The following is a 17866-nucleotide window of genomic DNA, read 5'->3' on the forward strand; positions in this document are numbered from 1 at the left end:
TCGCGCGCCGAGGGGCACGCGGCGGGTAGCGCTCTTGAGCCGCACGCCGGGGATGGCTACTCTCCAGTAGGTAGCCGCTTCCCACGGAGGAAGACCATGCGCGCTCCCGCCTTCCTGCTCGGCGCCGTCCTGCTGGCCGGTCTCCTCACCGGGCCGCCGGCCGCGACCGCGGCGCCCGCGCTGCGGGAGGTCCTGCTCGTCGGCAACAACTGGGAGGGCACGGCCGACGTCCTCGCCGCCACCGGGGACTTCCACCGCATCGGCCGCATCGACGTCATCCCGGACCGGGACGAGCGGCTCCGCGAGATCCACCTCGACCCGGTCCGGCTCGCGTTCTTCCTGGGCATCCGGCACACCGTCGGGGAGGGGCACGACCAGTTCGCCGACGACATGTACGCCACGCCCGACGGCTCGGCGATCGTGGTGTCCCGCCCCAGTTTCGCCGACGTCGTCTCGATCGACGCCGGCACCGGGGCGATCAACTGGCGCTTCCCCGTCTCCGGTTTCCGGGCCGACCACATGGCGGTCTCGCCGGACGGGCTGCGCGTGGCGGTGTCGGCGTCCACCAGCAACCGGGTGCACGTGCTCGACATCCGCACCGGCGCCGAACTCGGGTCGTTCGCCACCGGGGACAAGCCGCACGAAAACGTGTTCTCGGCGGACGGGCGGTACCTGTGGAACATGTCCATCGGGGAGGTCAACAACGACCTCGACGCGCCGATCCTCGACCCGCTGAAGGGCGACCGCCGCATCACCGTGGTCGACGCCGCGACCTTCCGGCAGGTGCGGATCATCGACATGCGGCCGCGGCTGGACGCGTTCGGCCGTGCCGACCACTCGGACGCGGTGCGGCCGGTCGCGTTCAGCCCGGACGAGTCCACTTTGTACTTCCAGGTTTCGTTCTTCAACGGGTTCTTCGAGTACGACGTGCGCGGTGACCGGATCACGCGCATGAAGACGCTGCCGGAGAACCCGGCGACGAGCGACGACCGCACGACCTTCGTCAACGACTCGCGCCACCACGGCCTGTCGATGAACCCCGCGGGCACGAAGCTCTGCGTGGCCGGCACGATGGACGACTACGCGACGATCGTCGACCGCGCGACGCTGCGGGAGGGCCCGCTGGTGACGGCGAGCAAGCCGTACTGGGCCACGGTCAGCGGGGACGGCGCCGCGTGCGTGATCTCGGAGAGCGGGACGGACCAGGTGACCGCGATCGACTTCGCGACCGGGCGGAAGATCACCTCGGTTCCGGTGGGCGATCACCCGCAGCGGGTGCGGCTGGCGCGCCTTCCCGCGAACTGGCCGGGCCGGTGATCGGTGCGGGCGTCTCGCCGCCGGTGACCACCCGCGGCTGGCGCGCCTTCCCGCGGGCTGGTCAGGCCTTCGGCTTGCGGCGTGAGGTCGCCGAGCGCGGCGGTGCCGCGCGCATCCGCTCGCGCACCCCGCTCAGGATGCCGCTCAGGGTGGTGAGGTCGCGCCGCGACAGCCCCTCGAACAGCATCGTCCGCACCACCTCGACGTGCCCGGGCAGGACGCGCGCCACCATGTCCCGGCCGGCGTCGGTGATCGTCACCGTCACGCTGCGCTCGTCGTCCTCGGACGGGCGGCGCGTGACCAGCCCGGCCTTGTCCAGCAGCCCCGCCTGGTAGGTCAGGCCGCTGCGGCTGTAGACCACCCCGTCGGCCAGGTCCGTCATCCGCTGGCCGCCGCCGGGGGAGTTCGCGAGCCGGGCGAGGATCTGGAACTGCACCCAGCTGAGCGGCCCGGCGGCACGCAACTGCTGTTCCACCGCGTGCTGCAGGAGGCTGCTGACCTCCATCAGCGCGAAGTAGGCGTCCAGCTGCTCGGCGTCCAGTGCGTCGTGGCTCACATCCGGATTCTACTTGCTTCGACTTCGAAGCGTGCTACGGTCTACATATGCTTCGAATTCGGAGCAAGAATCGAGGAGAGATCATGCGAGCAGTGCGGTACCACGAGTACGGCGGAGCCGAAGTCCTGCGTCCCGAGGAGGCCGAGCGCCCGGCGCCCGGGCCGGGCCAGGTCCTGGTGCGGGTCGCGGGCACCAGCTTCAACGGCGCCGACGCCCTGATCCGCGCCGGTGTGCTGCGGGAGGTCTTCCCGGTGCGCCTGCCCCACATCCCCGGCGTGGACGTGTCCGGCACCGTCGCGGAGACCGGGGACGGCGTGACCGGCTTCCGGGCCGGCGACCCGGTGATCGGGTTCCTGCCGATCATCGACGGCGGCGCGGCCGCCGAGTACGTCCTCGCCCCGGCCGAGGTGCTCACCGCCGCGCCGGAGTCCGTCCCCGCGGCCGACGCCGCGGCCCTCCCGGTGGTGGGGCTCACCGCCTGGCAGGCCCTGTTCGAGCTGGGCGAGGTGCGGGCCGGGCAGCGCGTGCTGGTCAACGGCGCGGGCGGCGCCGTCGGCGGGTACGCGGTGCAGCTGGCCGCCCAGGCCGGGGCGACGGTCGTCGCCACGGCTCGCGAAGCCCATGCCGAGCGGCTGCGGTCCTACGGCGCGGCGCGGGTCGTCGGCCACGGCGACTGGGACGCGGTGCGCGAACCGGTCGACGTGGTGGTGAACCTGGCGCCGGCGACCCCGCCGGAGCTGACCGCGCTGGTGCGCGAGGGCGGCATCGTGGTGAGCAGCGCGACGCCGCCGGAGCCGGACGAGTCCCGCGGGGTGCGAGCCGCCCGCGTCTTCGTCCGCAGCGACGCCGGGCAGCTGCGCCACCTGGTGCGGGAGGTCGACGCCGGACGGCTGCGCATCCACGTCGCCGACCGCCGCCCGCTGCACGAACTGGCCGCGGTCCACGAGGAGGCCGCCGCCGGGAAACTCGCCGGCAAGACGGTGCTGCTGCCCTGACCGGCGCTGGAGGGGTGGCCGTGTCGTGACTCCTGGTCCGGCGCCGGACCAGGAATCACGAGTCCACATCGGACGATCACCGGCGCAGTTCGGCCACCTTGTCCAGCCAGCCCAGCTTGTGCGGGTTGTTGATCCCGTAGATGCGGGTGATCCGGCCGTTTTCGACCACCAGGCTCAGCGCGGCGGCCGAGCCCTCGACGTCGAGCCGGACGCCCGGCATCCCGTTGACCCAGGTGGCGCTCGCGGTGAACCCGGTGCGCTCGGCGGCGTGGGCGAGCAGCGTCGCGACCCGCTCGGCGCCGATGACCGGCTTGCGCGCCGCCGGCACCACGCCACCGCCGTCGGAGATCACCACCACGTCCGGGGCCAGCACGTCCACCAGAGCGCGCACGTCACCGTTGGACACGGCGGCCAGGAAGCGGTCCACGGCCGCCTGCTGCTGCGCCCGGTCCACCTGCATCCGCGGCCGCCGCGCGGCGACGTGCTCCCGGGCGCGGTGCGCGATCTGCCGCACCGCCGCGGTGCTCTTCCCGACCGCCTCGGCGACCTCCGCGTAGGACAGGTCGAACACGTCGTGCAGCACGAACACCGCCCGCTCGGCCGGGCCGAGCGTCTCCAGCACGGTGAGCATCGCGATCGACACGTTCTCCGCCAGCTCCACGTCCTCGGCCACGTCCGGGGTGGTCAGCAGCGGTTCGGGCAGCCATTCGCCGATGTAGTCCTCGCGCCGCCGGGACACCGACCGCAGCCGGTTCAGCGCCTGCCGCGTCACCACCCGCACCAGGTACGCCCGCGGGTCCCGCACCTCCGCCTGGTCCACCTCGGCCCAGCGCAGCCAGGTCTCCTGCACCACGTCCTCGGCGTCGGCCGCGGAGCCGAGCATCTCGTAGGCCACGGTGAACAGCAGGCTGCGATGGGTGACGAACGGGTCGGTCACGGTTCCTCCTCGGGTCGCTCGGCATGCAGACACCGCCCGGCGCGCGGATGTGACACCCCGGTTCAGATCCGGTTCAGGTAAAGGAACAGCCGCCGCGCGATGGCCTGGTCGGACAGCCCCTCGGCCATCAGGGCGAGCACCGGGTGCTCGCGTTCGGTGAGCCGCGCCAGCCGCCGGTCCGGGCCGGCCAGCAGCTCGCGGGCGTAGAGCTGCTCGACGTGCTGGGAGAGCACCAGAACCGGCAGCCCGGGCACCTCCCGGCGCGCGGCGAGCGCGGCTTTGAGCCCCTCGTCGGACTGGGTGGGCGGCATGCGGACGTCCACGACGGCGGCGTCCGGCCGCCACTTCAGCAGCGCGTCGAGCGTCTCCGGTCCGGTGGCCGCCGTCGCCACCACCTCGTGCCCGTAGGCCTCGAGCAGGCGGACCAGCCCGTCCCGCAGCAGGTAGAGGTCCTCGGCTACCACGATTCGCACGGCACCATCATCCTCACCGTGGTCGGACCGCCCGCGGGGCTGGTGATCGCCAGCGTCCCGTCGAACACCGCGAGGCGGCGGCGCAGCCCGGCGAGACCGCCGCCGTCCGGCTCGCGCGCGCCGCCCCGGCCGTCGTCGGAGACCTCGGCGACCAGCCCGGCCCCGTCGTGGGCGAGGCGGACGTGCGCGCCGGTCGCGTGGCCGTGCTTGACCGCGTTGGTCAGCAGCTCGGCGATGCCGAAGTACACCGCCGACTCGACCGGCGGGTCCAGACGCAGCTCGTCGGCCTCGACGGTCACGTCGAGCGGCGTGTCCAGCGTGAGCGCGCGCACCGCGTCGGCGAGGCCGCGCTCGGTCAGCACCGGCGGGCTGATGCCGCGGACCAGGTCGCGCAGTTCGGCCAGGGACGACACGGCCCCGGCGCGGGCTTCGCGCAGCAGCGCCCGAGCTCTGTCCGGATCGGACTCCATCAGTTTCTCCGCGGTGGCCAGCGAAAGCCCGAGCGCGACCAGCCGTGCCTGCGCGCCGTCGTGCAGGTCCCGTTCGATGCGGCGGATCTCCGCGGCCTGCGCGATCGTGGTGTCCGCGCGCTGGGCGGTCAGCTCGCCGACCCGGTCCGCGAGCGCCATCGCCGGGGTGGGGCGCAGGAAGCGGACGGCGACCGGTCCGGCGACGCGCCAGGCGAACGGTGCGCCGGCGAGGGCGACCGCCACCCCGAGAACCACCGCGGGCACCGAGAACCACCGGACCGCGGCGGCGATCCCGGCCGGCGGCACGGCCGCCGCCAGGCCCGCGGTCACCGGGGCGATCGCGGTGAAGCGCAGGTCGCGCCACCGCGCCGGATCCCGCCACCGGAGCCGCCACTGCTGGTCCAGGCGGGCGTCGCGCTCGGTGCGCTCGTAGGAGTGACCGTTCCACCAGAAGCCGGTGGACAACCGCACCACCGGCGGCATCTCCCGGTAGCCGGCGGGGATGACGGTGCCCGTCCACTTCGCCACGAGCGACCGGAAGATCCGGCACACCGGCCGGGCGAGCAGCAGCGTCGCGACGGCCGCCCACAGCACCGGCGGTATCCACGTCCACGGACCGTCCCACCACAGGGCCAGCGCCACGGCGGCCGCCCACACGGCCGGGACCAGCATGCTGACGACCAGGACCACCACCGCTCGCCAGAATCCCACCACCACGTTTCGCACGGGTCCACTGTGCACCGCGGAAAGCCGGGCCGGTACCGGATCGGCGCGGAAGTGGGGCTGGACCCACCCGGCTGGGCGCCCACCCGCACCCCCCGGGGGCGCGGTCACCGGCTCACGCGCCCTCCAGCAGCCGGCCCCCGTCCAGGTGCAGGCGGCGCTCGATTCCGATGCCGGCCAGGAAGCGTTCGTCGTGGCTGACGACCACGAACGCGCCCCGGTAGGCGTTCAGCGCGGCCTCCAGCTGGCCGGTGCTCACCAGGTCCAGGTTGTTCGTCGGCTCGTCCAGCAGCAGCAGCTGCGGCGCGGGCTCGGCGAACAGGACGCACGCGAGCGTCGCGCGCAGGCGTTCGCCGCCGGAGAGGGCCCGCGCCGGCAGGTGCACCCGCGCGCCGCGGAACAGGAAGCGCGCCAGCAGGTTCATCCGATCGGCCGGGAGCATGCCGGGCGCGGCCGCGGCCAGGTTCTCCGCCACCGTGCGGTCGTCGTCGAGCAGGTCCAGCCGCTGCGACAGGTACGCGACCCGCCCACCGGCCCGCCGGATCGACCCGTGGTCGGGCTCCAGATCACCGCTGATCAGCCGCAGCAGCGTCGACTTGCCCGACCCGTTGGGCCCGGTCAGCGCGATGCGTTCCGGCCCGCGCACCGCCAGGTCCACGCCCGCGCCGAACAACTCCCGCTTGCGCAGGCCCTCACCGAGGAACAGCGTGCGCCCCGCGGGCACCGCGGTCCGGGGGAGTTCCAGGACGATCTTCTGGTCCTCCCGCAGCGACCGCTCCGCCTGGTCCAGCTTCGCCTTCGCCGCGCTGACCCGCGCGGCGTGCGTGCCGTCGGCCTTGCCCGCCGACTCCTGCGCGTTGCGCTTCAACGTCCCCGCGACGATCTTCGGCAACCCGGCGCTGGCGATGTTCCGCTGGGCGGTGCTCGCCCGCTTCGCGGCCCGCTCCCGGGCCTGCTGCATCTCGCGCTTCTCCCGCTTGACCTCCTGCTCGGCGTTGCGGATGTTCTTCTCGGCGACCTCGCGCGCGGCCTGGACGGCCTGCTCGTACTCGGTGAAGTTCCCGCCGTGGAAGGTGATCCCGCCGGCGTCCAGCTCCGCGATGCGGTCCATCCGGTCGAGCAGCGCCCGGTCGTGGCTCACCACGAGCAGGCAGCCGGGCCAGTCGTCGAGCACGGCGTGGAGGCGGCGGCGGGCGTCCAGGTCGAGGTTGTTGGTGGGCTCGTCGAGCAGCAGCAGGTCGGGCCGCTTGAGCAGCTGGGCGGCGAGCCCGAGCGACACGACCTGGCCGCCGGACAGGGTGTCCAGCCGCCGGTCGAGCGCGACGTGCCCGAGCCCGAGCCGGTCCAGCTGGGCGCGCGTGCGTTCCTCGACGTCCCAGTCGGTGCCGATCGTGGTGAAGTGCTCCTCGGCGACGTCCCCGGCCTCGACCGCGGCGAGCGCCCGCAGCACCGGCGCGATGCCGAGCACCTCGGCGACGGTGAGGTCACCGGTCAGCGGCAGGTCCTGGGGCAGGTAGCCGAGCAGCCCGTCCACGGACACGCTGCCCGCCGACGGCCGCAGCTCACCGGCGACGAGCCGGAGCAAGGTGGACTTCCCGGCGCCGTTGGGCGCGACCAGACCGGTGCGCCCGTCCGGGAAGGTGACGGACAACCGGTCGAACACGGGGGTGTCGTCCGGCCAGGAGAAGGACAGGCCGGACACGACGATACGAGCATCGGACATGACGGAGAAACCTCGGAATGCGTGGCGGAACGAGTGGACGACGAGACGGCCACGACGGCAATATCCGCCGGTGGCCAGCTAGCTCCGGGGCTCACCCGGAGATGTCGTCTTCACCTGCCACGACGGGTCTCCTTCGCACGAGTCACTCCACCTTGATCGTAGCAGCTCCGGCGATCACCGCACGGCGTTAACGCGCGGCCCGGACCGCGCGACTCAGTGACATGGACGACGCCGACCTGTGGCGGGCCGTCGACACCCAGCGCGTGGCGATCGCGGACCTGCTGGACGGGCTGACCGGCGACGAATGGGCCCGCCCGTCGCTGTGCGAGGGGTGGACGGTGCGCGACGTCGCGGCCCACCTGGCCACCCAGTACCGGACCAGCCTCCGGGACGCGCTGGCCGCCGCGGTCCGGGCGCGCGGCGACATGAACCGGGCGATCCGCGACTCCGCGTGCACCTACCCCGGCACGGACGGGCTCGCCACGGAGATCCGCGCCCTCGCCGGGTACCGGCGGACCCCGCCGAGCATCGGCGTGCACGAGGTGCTGCTCGACATCCTCGTGCACGGCCTGGACATCGCGCTGCCGTTGGGCAAGCACCTCACCGTGCCGCCGGAAGCCGCCGCGCACGCCGCGCAGCGGCTGTGGGACAAGCCGCGGATGTTCCACGCCCGCCGCCGTTTCGGCGGGCACCGCTACCGCGCGACCGACAGCGGCTGGGCGGTGGGCGAGGGCCCCGAGGTGAGCGGCCCGGCGTGGGCGATCATGCTGCTGTTCGCGGGCCGCCCCGCCGCGCGGGCACACCTCACCGGCTTGCGTTAGGCGGCGACGTCGAGCGCGGCGCGAGTTCGAGGGGACGTTCGTAGCTCGGCGAGAAGCGTTGCCCTGGCGGGGAGCCGGACCCGGGGCCGGCTCAGGCGAGTTCGGCCGAAACCACCGCGGGCAGCTCCCGCAGGCGGGCCAGCAGGTGGTCGATCTCCTCGCCCGGCAGCAGGACCGCGCAGACCATGCTGCTCTCCCGGACGCCCTCGCGGATGTCGACCGACAGTTCGTGCACCGGGCGGCCCTGCTGCGACAGCGCGCCGATCAGGGCGGGGACCTGCGGGGCCCCGCCGGTGAAGTACGTGGCGATCCGGCGCCGGACGAGCAGAGCCGAACGCGGGGCCGGGGTGTCGAACGTGCTGACGGACATGGCGGATCTCCAGGAAGATCGAAAAGACCGGATGGATCCGGGCCAGGTCCCGAAGAAGAAGAGCGATCGCCGAACTGCGCGCCGGCGACCTGGGTTCAGCCGGCGCGCCGGGTTACGAGTCGCTGGGACGTCAGGCGCTGCACGGCGCAAGATTAACACGACCCCGCACCGATCGCCGAGACCCGTGATCGGGACGGGCCCGAGACCGGCCGGTTCCCGCTGGCCGTGCGCTATCCGGCCACCCGGTACCGCAGGTGTGTCACGCCGTGGCCGTCCAGCCGCCGGATCGGTTCGAGCTCGACCGGGGCGTCCTCGCGCGTGCCGAACAGGCGACGGCCCGCGCCGAGCAGGACCGGGACGAGGTGGATCTCCATCTCGTCCAGCTCCCCGGCGGCGAGCAGCGCCTGCGCCGCGCCCGCGCCGTGCACCAGGATCGCGCCGTCGCCCGCCGCGGCCCGGGCGTCGGCGGCGCACGCGGCCACGTCGGTGTAGAACCGGGCGCTGCCGGGCGGCTCGTCGCCGGGGTCGACGTGGTGGGTGAGGACGTGGATCGGCACGCCGTCGTGGTGGTCGCCCTGCCACCGCCCGGCGAGCTCGAACGTGCGCCGCCCGGCGATCACGGCCCCGGTGGCCAGGGCCTCGCCGAACACCTGGCCGTCGGGCCCGGGGGAGTCGCGGTGGTCCAGCCAGTCGAACAACCGCCCGCCGCCGCGCCCCAGCTCCTGGCCGGGCCGGTCGTCGGGGCCGGCGATGTAGCCGTCGAGCGACATGGACATGTAGAGCCGGGTGGTCGCCATGGGACCGTCCTTCCGTTCGGGTGTCTCACCACCACGTCGGACGGCGGCGCCGCGGTTCGACAGGTTCCTAGGCCTCGTTTCCGGGGGAGAGGCCGCGCACCGCCTGGAACCCGAGCTGCGGGCCGAGACCGGTGGCGGTGGTGGCGGCGACCGGGCGCAGCAGCAGGCCGACGTGGTCGCCGGTGTCGTGCCGGGACAGGATGTCGCCCGCGAACCAGCCGGCGCAGTCGTCGAGCACCGGGGCGCCGCCCGGGCCGGGATGCCAGGCGCAGCGCGCGAACTTGTCGGTGTCGAACCCGGTGTGGCTGCCGAACAGCTCGGCCAGTTCGTGGGCCGAAGCGTCGAGCCGGTGCACGACGAGCGTGGCGGCGCGGGCGGCGACTTCGAAGGTGTGGTTGTTCTTCGACAGCCACACCATGAACCGCGGCGGGTCGATGCTGCACTGCGCGGCGAACCCGACGAGGCACCCGGCGTGCCGCCGCCCGTCGGTCGTCGTCACGACGAACATCGGGTAGTCCAGCGCGCCGACCACCGTCTCGAATCCGTCACCTGCCACCGCTCAGTTCTACCCCGTCGTGTCACACGGGGAGCGGTCGCGGTGTCTGGTGAGCGAACTCGGACAACGAAGGAGAACTCCATGAACGTCGCCCTGTGGATCGCCGCCGGGGTGCTCGCCGCCGTCGCCCTCGCCGGGGGCTTCACCAAGTCGGTCCTGCCGGTGCGGAAACTGGCCGCGGCGCACGGCGGGGAGTGGGCCGGTGACGCCCCCGGCGGGCTGGTGCGGACGCTCGGCGTGCTGGAGATCCTCGCCGCGATCGGGCTGATCCTGCCCGCGCTGACCGGGATCGCGCCGGTGCTGGTGCCGGTGACCGCGGTGTGCTGGATCGCGCTGATGATCGGCGCGATGGTCACGCACCTCCGCTACGCGGGCGGCGCCAGGTTCGCCCTGCTGAACCTGACCTACCTGGCGATCGCGGCGTTCCTCGCGCTCGGCCGCTTCGGGTTCGAGCCGTTCTGATCAGCGTCCCAGGATCATCTCGATGTTCTCCATGATCCCGGCCGTGTCGCCCAGCCCGCCCAGCACGATGACCTTCATCCGCGCCCGCTCCTCGTCGTAGGCGGTTTCCAGGCGCAGCGGCTGGTCCTCCGAGCTGCGGTTGGCCGTGGCGGCCATCAGCAGCGTCGCCAGGCGGCTCGCCGTCTCGGGGCTGATCGCGTCGATCTCCACGATGCTCGACACGTCCACGTGCCGCGCGCCCGGTTCGCGCGGCGCGGCGGTCGCGGTGCGGCCGGTGAAGGCATCCAGGTCCTTCTGCGCGATGCGGTACTGCTTGCCGATCCGGACCGCGTGCAGGCGCCCGTCGCGGACGTACCCGCGCACGGTCCGGACGTGCAGGCCGAGCATCGAGGCGACCTGGTCCACCGAGTACAGCTTTTCTTCCACAACCGGACCCTACACAGGAGGATGGGGAATGTTAGGGAGCGTCCTCACGGGTCCACGGTCAGCACGAGCTTGCCGAACTGGTCACCCGCCGCCAGTCCGGCCAGCGCGCGTGGGCCGTCGTCCAGGGGGAAGGTGCCGTGGACCACCGGCCGGATCCGGTGTTCGGCCACCAGGGCGAGCATCCGCTCGAACTCCCGCGCGCTGCCCATCGACGTGCCCAGCACGCTGATCTGGCGGAAGAACATCTCGCGCAGCGACAGACCGACCTCCGCGCCCGTCGTCGCCCCGAGCGACACCAGCCGCCCGCCCGGGCGCAGCACCGACAGGCACTTGCCGAACGTGGCCGAGCCGACGCTGTCCACGACGAGATCCACCGGCCCCAGCGCGGCACGCCAGTCCTCGGCGCTGCCGATCGCGTGATCGGCCCCCAGTTCCCGTGCCCGGCGGCACTTCCCCGGACTGCGCGAGGTCACGCTGACCGTCGCGCCGGCGGCCTTGGCCATCGCCAGCGCGAAGGTGGCCACCCCGCTGCCGATGCCGGGCAGCAGCACGTGCTCGCCCGCGCGGAGACCGCCGCGGGTGAAGAGCGCGCGGTAGGCCGTCAGCGCCGCCAGCGGCAGGGCGGCCGCCTCGGCCCAGCCGAGGTGCGCCGGCTTGGGCGCCACGTTCTTCGCCGGCACCACGACCTGCTCGGCGAACGTGCCGTCGGTGGGGACCCCGAGGATGGCGGGGACCTCCGGCACGTCACCGGGCTCGTCCCAGCCCAGCGACGGGTTGACGACGACCTCGGTGCCGGGAGCCACCGCGGCCCCGGGCCCCGCCGCGACGACCACGCCCGCGCCGTCGGAACCCAGCACGACCGGCGCGTCACCCGGACCACGGGCGTCGACGAGGAACAGGTCGCGGTGGTTGAGACCAGCCGCGCGGAGAGCGACCACGACCTCACCCGGCCCCGGCCGCGGCGCGGGCACCTCCGCCACCCGCACACCTTCCAGTCCCGCCGCGTTCCCGTGCACCACCGCCGTCATCGTTGTCACGCCGGCGAAACTAGCAGCGGCCCGGCGCCCGCCTCGACGCATCGCGAAGTGGGTCACAGCAGGGAATTTCCAGATGGTGAAGCGTGCGCGCGATGCCCGCACGGCGGTTCGGACAGTCGCATGCGGACGGTGGCGCCGTCAGACCGGCACGGCCGCCCGGCCCGGGGACAGCACCCCGGCCGCGATCGCGGCCACCGCGGCGGTCACGGCGAACACGACGAACCCGCCGCGGAACCCGGTCAACGTTTCCCCGACCAGGCTCGCCGCCGCGACGCTCGACACCACCGCCGCCCCCAGTGACGCGCCGAACTCGTGGAACGTGCTCACGATGCCCGACGCGATCCCGGCCTCGTGCGGCGCGACCTGTCCCAGCGCCGTCGCCGACGCCACCACGAACAGCACCCCGGTGCCGGCGCCCGCGACCGCGATGCCGATCGCCACGACCGCGGCGTTCATCACCAGCGCCGGGATCGCCAGGCCGATCGCGGCGACCAGCAACCCGGCCACGGCCAGCGGGCGCGCGCCGAAGCGGCCGATGACCCGCCCGGTGAGGTTGGCCGCGGCCATCGTCAGCAGCGCGACCGGCAGGAACAGCAACCCGGTCACCAGCGCGCCGAACCCGCGCTCCTGCTGGAAGTAGAAGGTGCCGAGGAAGAACACCGCGACCGTCAGCGCCGTCGCCATGAGGATGAGGAACGTGCCGGTCGCCACCGGACGACGGGCCAGCAGCCGCACGTCCATCAGCGGCGCCCGCGTCCGCCGCTGCCACGCCGCGAACACCACGTAGCCGACGGCGGCCGCCGGCACCAGCCAGCCCGTCGTCGCCGTCAGCCAGCCCTGGTCACCGGCGTTGATCAAGGCGTACACCAGCGCCCCGGACGAGGCGGTGACGAGCAGCGCGCCCAGCACGTCCAGCCGCCCGCCCGGGGCCGCGGCCGCGCCACGCGGCAGCATCCGCGCCAGGGCGGCGACGATGACGAGCCCGATCGGCACGTTGATCCAGAACACCCACGGCCAGCCCGGCCCGGCGGTGAGCAGCCCGCCCAGCAGCACGCCGAGGGCCGCGCCCCCGCCGCCCAGCGCCGACCACACACCGAGCGCCTTGTTCCGCTCGTCACCGTCGAACAACGTCACGACCAGCGACAACGCCGACGGCGACAACAACGCGGCGCCGACACCCTGCGGGACCCGCCCGCCCAGCAGCACGCCGGAGCTTTCGGCGAGCCCGGTCGTGAGCGAGGCCAGGGTGAAGATCAGCAGGCCGGCGAGCGCGATCCGCTTGGCGCCGGCGAGGTCGGCGAGGCGGCCGCCGAGCAGCATCAGGCCGCCGAAGGTCAGCGTGTACGCGCTGACCACCCAGGTCATCGCCGCGCGGCTCATGCCCAGGTCGGTCTCGATGTGCGGCAGCGCGATCGCCACCACGGTGACGTCGAGGATCAGCATCAGCTGGGCGACGCCGAGGAAGCCGAGGATGCGCCACCGCAACGGGTGCCCGCCAGGTGCCGCGAAGGAATCCGACATGATCAACTCCGAGTTAACTCGTACGACTCAGTACGACTTGCAACCGGAATGCTAACTCGTACATTCCAGTACGAGCTAGACTGTGGTGGTGAGCACTTCCGCACGACTGCGGCGGCGCGCCGACGCCGAACGCAGCATCGCCCGCATCGTCACCGCCGCCCGGGAGGTCCTCGGCCGGGATCCGGACGCGAGCATCGACGACATCGTGAAGGCCGCCGGGGTCGGCCGGATGACGCTGTACGGGCACTTCCCGAACCGGGCGGCGCTGGTCGAAGCCGCCCTCGCCGACGCGCTGCGGGCCGGGGAGGAGGTCCTGTCCACGGTCGACCTCGACGGCGACGCGCGTGACGCGCTGGCCCGGCTGATCGCGCCCAGCTGGGCGCTGGTGGCCGAGTCGACGAAGCTGCTGCAGGCCGCCGAGGGACTCCTGCCGGCGGCCCGGATCCGCGAGCTGCACGGGGAAGCCGCCGACCGGGTCGAGGACCTGATCCGAAGGGGGCAGCGGCAGGGCGTGTTCCGGACCGACCTGCCGATCACGTGGCTGGTCAACGTCGTGCACTACGTCCTCAACGGAGCGGCGGAGGAGACCCGCGCCGGGCGGCTGAGCGCCGACGACGCGCCGGGCGTGGTGGCCGCGACGGTCCGGTCGTTGCTGTCGGACTTGCCTTGACGTGCGCGTCAACCCGCAGAATGGCGCCGGTGTTCACACGAGCAGAACTGGATTACCTCGCCACGCAGCGCATCGGACGGCTCGCCACGGTGTCGCCCGGCGGGCAGGTGCAGAACAACCCGGTGAACTTCTTCGTCGACGACGGCACGATCGTCATCGGCGGGCACGCGCTGGGGGCGTCGAAGAAGTTCCGCAACATCCAGCGGGGCAGCACGGTCGCGTTCGTGGTGGACGACCTGGCGAGCGTGGACCCGTGGGTGCCGCGGGGCATCGAGGTGCGCGGCACGGCGGCGGCGCTGACCGGCCAGGAGCCGCCGGTGCCGTACTTCTCGCGGGAGACCATCCGGATCACCCCGGAGCGGATCATCGCCTGGGGACTGGACGGCCCCAGGGTGAGCCGCAGAGCGTGACCCGGCGCGGCACCTGCTGAGGAACCGAGGCCGATGGAGGGCCGCAACGGGCGCGTGCGCGCGCCGCGTGGGGCTTTGTGGCGCTGCTGGGCGAGTGCGCGCCGCATGGGGCTTTGTGGCGCTGCTGGGCGAGTGCACGCCGCGCGTGGCTTTGTGGCGTGGCGCGGATGCGCGCCGTGCGGCGTGGCACGGTGCGCGTGCCCGCGGGACCTTGTGGCGCTGCGGCGGCGTGCACATCCGGTGGGTTGCCGCGCGCGTGCGCATCCGGCGGGGCCTGGTGGCCCTGCCGCGCCGCAAGGCCCCGCGCCTTGACGGGCCCCTCGGTGTTCGGCTTCCGCGCCGTCGCGGTGCGTTCCTTACGCGGGTTGGGTTTCCGTGATCAGCTCCTCCAGTTCCAGCCGGGCGCCGGTCTCGTGTTCGGCGGTGTAGGTCTTCTCGCCGAGGGCTGTGCGGGCCGCGTGTTCGATGCGGTCCACGTCGCCGCGTTCGGCGGGGGGCAGGGGGGCTCCGACGGAGCGGCGGGCGGCGTCGGCGGCGCCCAGCAGCCGTGCGGCCAGTGCGTGATCCCCGGCCAGGGCGTGCGCGCCGGCCAGGCCCTCCAGCGCCAGCGCGACCGCCCGCGGGTCCGTGCCGCGCCGGGCGATCTCCAGCGCCCGCCGGTGCCAGGTGAACGCGCCCTCGGCGTCGCCGCGCAGCTCGGCCACGAAACCGAGCTCGTCGCACACCAGCGTGTTGCCCGGCTCGTGTTCGACGAGCCCGTGCCACTCCAGCAGCACCCGCAACTGCCGCTCCGCCTCGTCGAGCGCGCCCTCCCGGCGGGCACCGAGCGCGAGACCCGTGCGCGCGTACATCTCGCCCGGCGTGAACCCGCTCTCCACCGCCACCCGCCGCGCCCGCTCGTGCAGGCGCCGCGCCTCCGCGAAATCCCCGGCGAGCAGCGCGGTGCGGCCCAGCCACGACAACTGGTAGGACACCTCCGGCCACAGCCCCAGCTGTTCGGCCCGCTCCAGGCTCTCGGTGTGCAACCGCTCCGCGTCGGCGTAACGGCCCTCGAACGACGCCAGCGTGCCCAGCACGAACGACGCCTGCACCTGCCCCCACCGGTCACCGACCTCGGCGAAGATCGCGGCGCTCTCCGCCGCGGCCGCGGACGCCCGGCCCAGCTCGCCGCGCGCGATCAGCTGGCTGGCCGACTCGGCGAGCCCGGCCGCCGTGCCCCAGCGGTCACCCAGCGCGGCGAACCCGTCGAGAGCCGCTCCGGTCAGCTTCGACGCCCCCGCCAGATCCGCGACCGTGCCCAGCACGTACCCGAGGAACCACAGCGCCCGCGACCGCACCGCCACGTCGGGAATCCCCGCGGCCTCCTCGGCCACCGCCGGGTCGACACGCCCGCCGGCCAGCACCTCGAGCCCCGCCAGCCACGCCCGCGCGCCGGCCCGCCGGCCGGGCGCCACCTCACCCGGCACCGCGAGCGCCGCCCGCAACGACCGCAGCGCCTCGCCCAGCCGCCCGCGCAGGAACCAGTACCACGCCAGGCTCGTCACCAGCCGCAACGCCGCGTCCGCGGCGCCCTGCCGGACGAGCGTGTCGAGCGCCGCGCGCAGGTTCGCGGCCTCCGCGTCCAGCCTCTCCAGCCAGTGGCACTGACCGCTGCCGCGCAGCAACGGATCGGCCCGTTCCGCGAGCGCCGCGTAGTACCGCGCGTGCCGCGACCGGACCGGCTCGGCCTCGTCCGCCTCGATCAGCCGCTCCAGGCTGTACGCGCGCACCGACTCCAGCAGCCGGTACCGCGGGCCCAGCTCCCCGTGCTCGGACACCACCAGCGACCGGTCGACCAGCCGCCCCAGCACGTCGACCACCGTGCCCGGCTCGTCCCCGCACACCTCCTCGGCGGCCTCCAGCCCGCACCCCTCGGCGTGCACCGCGAGCCGCCGCAGCACCCCGCGCTCCGAAGTGGACAGCAGCTCCCAGCTCCAGTCGATCATCGCGCGCAGCGTGCGCTGCCGGGCCGGCGCGCCCCGCGCCCCGGTGGCGAGCAACCGGAACCGATCACCCAGGCGCGCGAGCAGCTCGTGCACCCCCAGCGCCCGCACGCGCGTGGCCGCGAGCTCCAGTGCCAGTGGCAGCCCGTCCAGGGTGCGGCAGATCGCGGCGACCGCGTGCACATTGCCTTCGGTGAGCGCGAACCCGGGCGCCGTGGCCGCCGCCCGCGCGACGAACAGCCGCACCGCGCTGAACTCGCGCACCGACGGCAGCACCTCCGCGGCCGGCCGCTCCGGATCGGCGTGGCCCGCGGCGGGAATGCCCAGCGGCGGCACCGTCCACAGTGTCTCGCCGGTGAGGCCGAGCGGTTCCCGGCTGGTGGCGAGGATCCGCAGGTCCGGCGCCGCGGCGAGCAGCCGGGCCGCCAGCGCGGCGACGGGCTCGACGAGGTGCTCACAGTTGTCCAGCACCAGCAGCAGCCGCCGGCCCCGCACCGCGTCCGCCAGCCGCGCCGTCAGATCACCGGCGTCGTCCCGCACCCCGAGCACCGCGGCGACGGCTTCGGCGGGCCGCGCCGGACCGTGCTCGTCGAGCCCCGCGAGCTCCACCAGCCACACCCCGTCGGGCGCGGTCAGCCCCGCCGCGATCTCCAGCGCCAGCCGGGTCTTCCCGACCCCGCCCGGACCGGTCAGCGTCACCAGCCGCGACCGCTCCAGAACCTGCCGGACCTCCCGCACCGCCGTCTCCCGGCCGATCAGATCCGTCAGCGGCACCGGCAGGTTCGACCGCGCGGCCGCGGGCGGCGGGTCCAGGGCCGGGTCCTGCCGCAGGATCGCCTGCTGCAGCTCGCCCAGCTCCGGCCCCGGCTCCAGGCCCAGCTCGTCGGCCAGCCGCTCGCGCAGATCCGTGTAGGACGCGAGCGCCTCACTCTGCCGCCCCGACCGGTACAACGCCCGCATCTGCAGCGCCCGCAACCGCTCGCGCAGCGGGTGCTCCGCCACGAGATCACCCAGCTCGCCCGCCAGCTCCGCGTGCTCGCCGAGCGCCAGCCGCGCTTCGGCCAGCTCCTCGACCGCCGCCAGCCGCTCCTCCTCCAGCCGCTGCGCGTACCCGGCCGCGAACGGTTCCTCCGCGAAATCCGCCAGCGCCGGCCCCCGCCACAGCGCCAGCGCCTCCCGCAGCAACGCGGCCGTGCTCGCCGGATCCCGGCTCGCCTTGGCCCGCCCCACCAGCGCCCGGAACCGGCGGGCGTCCACGGCGTCCTCCGGCACCCGCAACGCGTAGCCCGGCGGCTGCCGCACCACCAGCTCGCGGGCGCCCGGCTCGGCCCGCTCCAGCGTGCGGCGCAGCTGCGAGATCTTCGTCTGCAACGTGTTGGCCGGGTTGCCCGGCAGCCGCTCGCCCCACAGGTCGTCGGCCAGGCGCGCCACCGAGACCGGCCTGCCCTCGTGCACGAGCAGGTCGGCCAGCAGCGCGCGCACCTTGGCCTCCGGCACCGCCACCGCGGCGCCGGAGGCCGCCTGCACGGCGAGCGGACCCAGCACTGAAAACCTCACGGAAGCGACAGTAGCGGGCACCACCGACAGAAAACCGTGCGTGAACCGTGCGAGGCCACCGGC

At 74.1% G+C, this 17866-nt stretch carries 17 protein-coding genes and 1 pseudogene; 6 read left to right on the plus strand and 12 right to left on the minus strand.

Annotated elements, in window-relative coordinates; all coding sequences use genetic code 11:
- Positions 1 to 96: 96 nt before the first annotated feature.
- Positions 97 to 1317: a YncE family protein gene (locus D0D15_RS03845; RefSeq protein ID WP_094005088.1), complete on the plus strand. Its 1221-nt coding sequence runs from the start codon at positions 97 to 99 to the stop codon at positions 1315 to 1317.
- Positions 1318 to 1378: 61 nt separating this feature from the next.
- On the opposite strand, the gene D0D15_RS03850 is transcribed toward D0D15_RS03845, so the two are convergent.
- On the minus strand, positions 1379 to 1873 hold the full coding sequence (locus D0D15_RS03850) for a MarR family winged helix-turn-helix transcriptional regulator (RefSeq protein ID WP_425266772.1): 495 nt from the start codon (positions 1871 to 1873) through the stop codon (positions 1379 to 1381).
- Between the two features lie 83 nt (positions 1874 to 1956).
- On the opposite strand from D0D15_RS03850, the gene D0D15_RS03855 reads away from it, so the two are divergent.
- Complete coding sequence (locus D0D15_RS03855; RefSeq protein WP_167481447.1) at positions 1957 to 2868, plus strand: NADP-dependent oxidoreductase; 912 nt, start codon at positions 1957 to 1959, stop codon at positions 2866 to 2868.
- A gap of 76 nt (positions 2869 to 2944) precedes the next feature.
- On the opposite strand, the gene D0D15_RS03860 is transcribed toward D0D15_RS03855, so the two are convergent.
- From D0D15_RS03860 to D0D15_RS03875, 4 genes and pseudogenes are all read right to left on the minus strand, one after another.
- Positions 2945 to 3805: an RNA polymerase sigma-70 factor gene (locus D0D15_RS03860; protein WP_094005086.1), complete on the minus strand. Its 861-nt coding sequence runs from the start codon at positions 3803 to 3805 to the stop codon at positions 2945 to 2947.
- Between the two features lie 80 nt (positions 3806 to 3885).
- Positions 3886 to 4278: pseudogene (locus tag D0D15_RS03865) on the minus strand (response regulator); the annotation flags it as partial.
- A complete protein-coding gene (locus D0D15_RS03870) occupies positions 4263 to 5474 on the minus strand; it encodes a sensor histidine kinase (RefSeq protein ID WP_233157216.1) in 1212 nt (403 codons plus the stop codon). The pseudogene D0D15_RS03865 and the gene D0D15_RS03870, both read right to left, overlap by 16 nt.
- A gap of 112 nt (positions 5475 to 5586) precedes the next feature.
- Positions 5587 to 7194, minus strand: a complete 1608-nt coding sequence (locus D0D15_RS03875; protein WP_094005084.1) for an ABC-F family ATP-binding cassette domain-containing protein — start codon at positions 7192 to 7194, stop codon at positions 5587 to 5589.
- 221 nt (positions 7195 to 7415) lie between these two features.
- Between D0D15_RS03875 and D0D15_RS03880 the strand changes: the two genes are divergently transcribed.
- Positions 7416 to 8015, plus strand: coding sequence for a maleylpyruvate isomerase family mycothiol-dependent enzyme (locus tag D0D15_RS03880; RefSeq protein ID WP_094005083.1), 600 nt, complete (start codon positions 7416 to 7418; stop codon positions 8013 to 8015).
- Positions 8016 to 8106: 91 nt separating this feature from the next.
- On the opposite strand, the gene D0D15_RS03885 is transcribed toward D0D15_RS03880, so the two are convergent.
- The 3 genes from D0D15_RS03885 to D0D15_RS03895 form a co-directional block, all read right to left on the minus strand.
- Complete coding sequence (locus D0D15_RS03885; protein ID WP_094005082.1) at positions 8107 to 8385, minus strand: hypothetical protein; 279 nt, start codon at positions 8383 to 8385, stop codon at positions 8107 to 8109.
- Between the two features lie 230 nt (positions 8386 to 8615).
- Positions 8616 to 9182 carry a dihydrofolate reductase family protein gene (locus tag D0D15_RS03890; protein ID WP_094005081.1) on the minus strand — a complete coding sequence of 189 codons (567 nt, stop codon included), beginning with the start codon at positions 9180 to 9182 and terminating at the stop codon, positions 8616 to 8618.
- 67 nt (positions 9183 to 9249) lie between these two features.
- A complete protein-coding gene (locus D0D15_RS03895) occupies positions 9250 to 9738 on the minus strand; it encodes a flavin reductase family protein (protein ID WP_198958197.1) in 489 nt (162 codons plus the stop codon).
- 81 nt (positions 9739 to 9819) lie between these two features.
- On the opposite strand from D0D15_RS03895, the gene D0D15_RS03900 reads away from it, so the two are divergent.
- A complete protein-coding gene (locus D0D15_RS03900) occupies positions 9820 to 10200 on the plus strand; it encodes a DoxX family protein (RefSeq protein WP_094005080.1) in 381 nt (126 codons plus the stop codon).
- On the opposite strand, the gene D0D15_RS03905 is transcribed toward D0D15_RS03900, so the two are convergent.
- From D0D15_RS03905 to D0D15_RS03915, 3 genes are all read right to left on the minus strand, one after another.
- Positions 10201 to 10626: a helix-turn-helix domain-containing protein gene (locus D0D15_RS03905; RefSeq protein WP_094005079.1), complete on the minus strand. Its 426-nt coding sequence runs from the start codon at positions 10624 to 10626 to the stop codon at positions 10201 to 10203.
- A 44-nt stretch (positions 10627 to 10670) separates the two neighbouring features.
- Complete coding sequence (locus D0D15_RS03910; RefSeq protein ID WP_094005078.1) at positions 10671 to 11654, minus strand: zinc-binding dehydrogenase; 984 nt, start codon at positions 11652 to 11654, stop codon at positions 10671 to 10673.
- 147 nt (positions 11655 to 11801) lie between these two features.
- Positions 11802 to 13184: an MFS transporter gene (locus D0D15_RS03915; protein ID WP_244214932.1), complete on the minus strand. Its 1383-nt coding sequence runs from the start codon at positions 13182 to 13184 to the stop codon at positions 11802 to 11804.
- Between the two features lie 88 nt (positions 13185 to 13272).
- Between D0D15_RS03915 and D0D15_RS03920 the strand changes: the two genes are divergently transcribed.
- Together D0D15_RS03920 and D0D15_RS03925 are read left to right on the plus strand one after the other, a co-directional pair.
- Complete coding sequence (locus tag D0D15_RS03920) at positions 13273 to 13854, plus strand: TetR/AcrR family transcriptional regulator (protein ID WP_233157214.1); 582 nt, start codon at positions 13273 to 13275, stop codon at positions 13852 to 13854.
- A gap of 20 nt (positions 13855 to 13874) precedes the next feature.
- On the plus strand, positions 13875 to 14264 hold the full coding sequence (locus tag D0D15_RS03925) for a PPOX class F420-dependent oxidoreductase (protein ID WP_369806794.1): 390 nt from the start codon (positions 13875 to 13877) through the stop codon (positions 14262 to 14264).
- A 356-nt stretch (positions 14265 to 14620) separates the two neighbouring features.
- Here D0D15_RS03925 and D0D15_RS03930 read toward each other — a convergent pair whose 3' ends face one another.
- Positions 14621 to 17803 (minus strand): AfsR/SARP family transcriptional regulator, encoded by a 3183-nt coding sequence (locus D0D15_RS03930; RefSeq protein WP_115944243.1) that lies wholly within the window; start codon positions 17801 to 17803, stop codon positions 14621 to 14623.
- Positions 17804 to 17866: the final 63 nt, after the last annotated feature.

The organism is Amycolatopsis thermalba, from assembly GCF_003385215.1.
Lineage (GTDB): Bacteria > Actinomycetota > Actinomycetes > Mycobacteriales > Pseudonocardiaceae > Amycolatopsis_E > Amycolatopsis_E thermalba.

Excerpts from the sequence above, each read along its gene's own strand:
- D0D15_RS03925 (WP_369806794.1), top strand. The coding sequence starts at position 13,875 with ATGGCGCCGGTGTTCACACGAGCAGAACTGGATTACCTCGCCACGCAG.
- D0D15_RS03845 (WP_094005088.1), top strand. The coding sequence starts at position 97 with ATGCGCGCTCCCGCCTTCCTGCTCGGCGCCGTCCTGCTGGCCGGTCTC.
- D0D15_RS03855 (WP_167481447.1), top strand. The coding sequence starts at position 1,957 with ATGCGAGCAGTGCGGTACCACGAGTACGGCGGAGCCGAAGTCCTGCGT.
- D0D15_RS03915 (WP_244214932.1), bottom strand. The coding sequence starts at position 13,184 with ATGTCGGATTCCTTCGCGGCACCTGGCGGGCACCCGTTGCGGTGGCGC.
- D0D15_RS03880 (WP_094005083.1), top strand. The coding sequence starts at position 7,416 with ATGGACGACGCCGACCTGTGGCGGGCCGTCGACACCCAGCGCGTGGCG.
- D0D15_RS03890 (WP_094005081.1), bottom strand. The coding sequence starts at position 9,182 with ATGGCGACCACCCGGCTCTACATGTCCATGTCGCTCGACGGCTACATC.
- D0D15_RS03875 (WP_094005084.1), bottom strand. The coding sequence starts at position 7,194 with ATGTCCGATGCTCGTATCGTCGTGTCCGGCCTGTCCTTCTCCTGGCCG.
- D0D15_RS03900 (WP_094005080.1), top strand. The coding sequence starts at position 9,820 with ATGAACGTCGCCCTGTGGATCGCCGCCGGGGTGCTCGCCGCCGTCGCC.
- D0D15_RS03885 (WP_094005082.1), bottom strand. The coding sequence starts at position 8,385 with ATGTCCGTCAGCACGTTCGACACCCCGGCCCCGCGTTCGGCTCTGCTC.
- D0D15_RS03910 (WP_094005078.1), bottom strand. The coding sequence starts at position 11,654 with ATGACGGCGGTGGTGCACGGGAACGCGGCGGGACTGGAAGGTGTGCGG.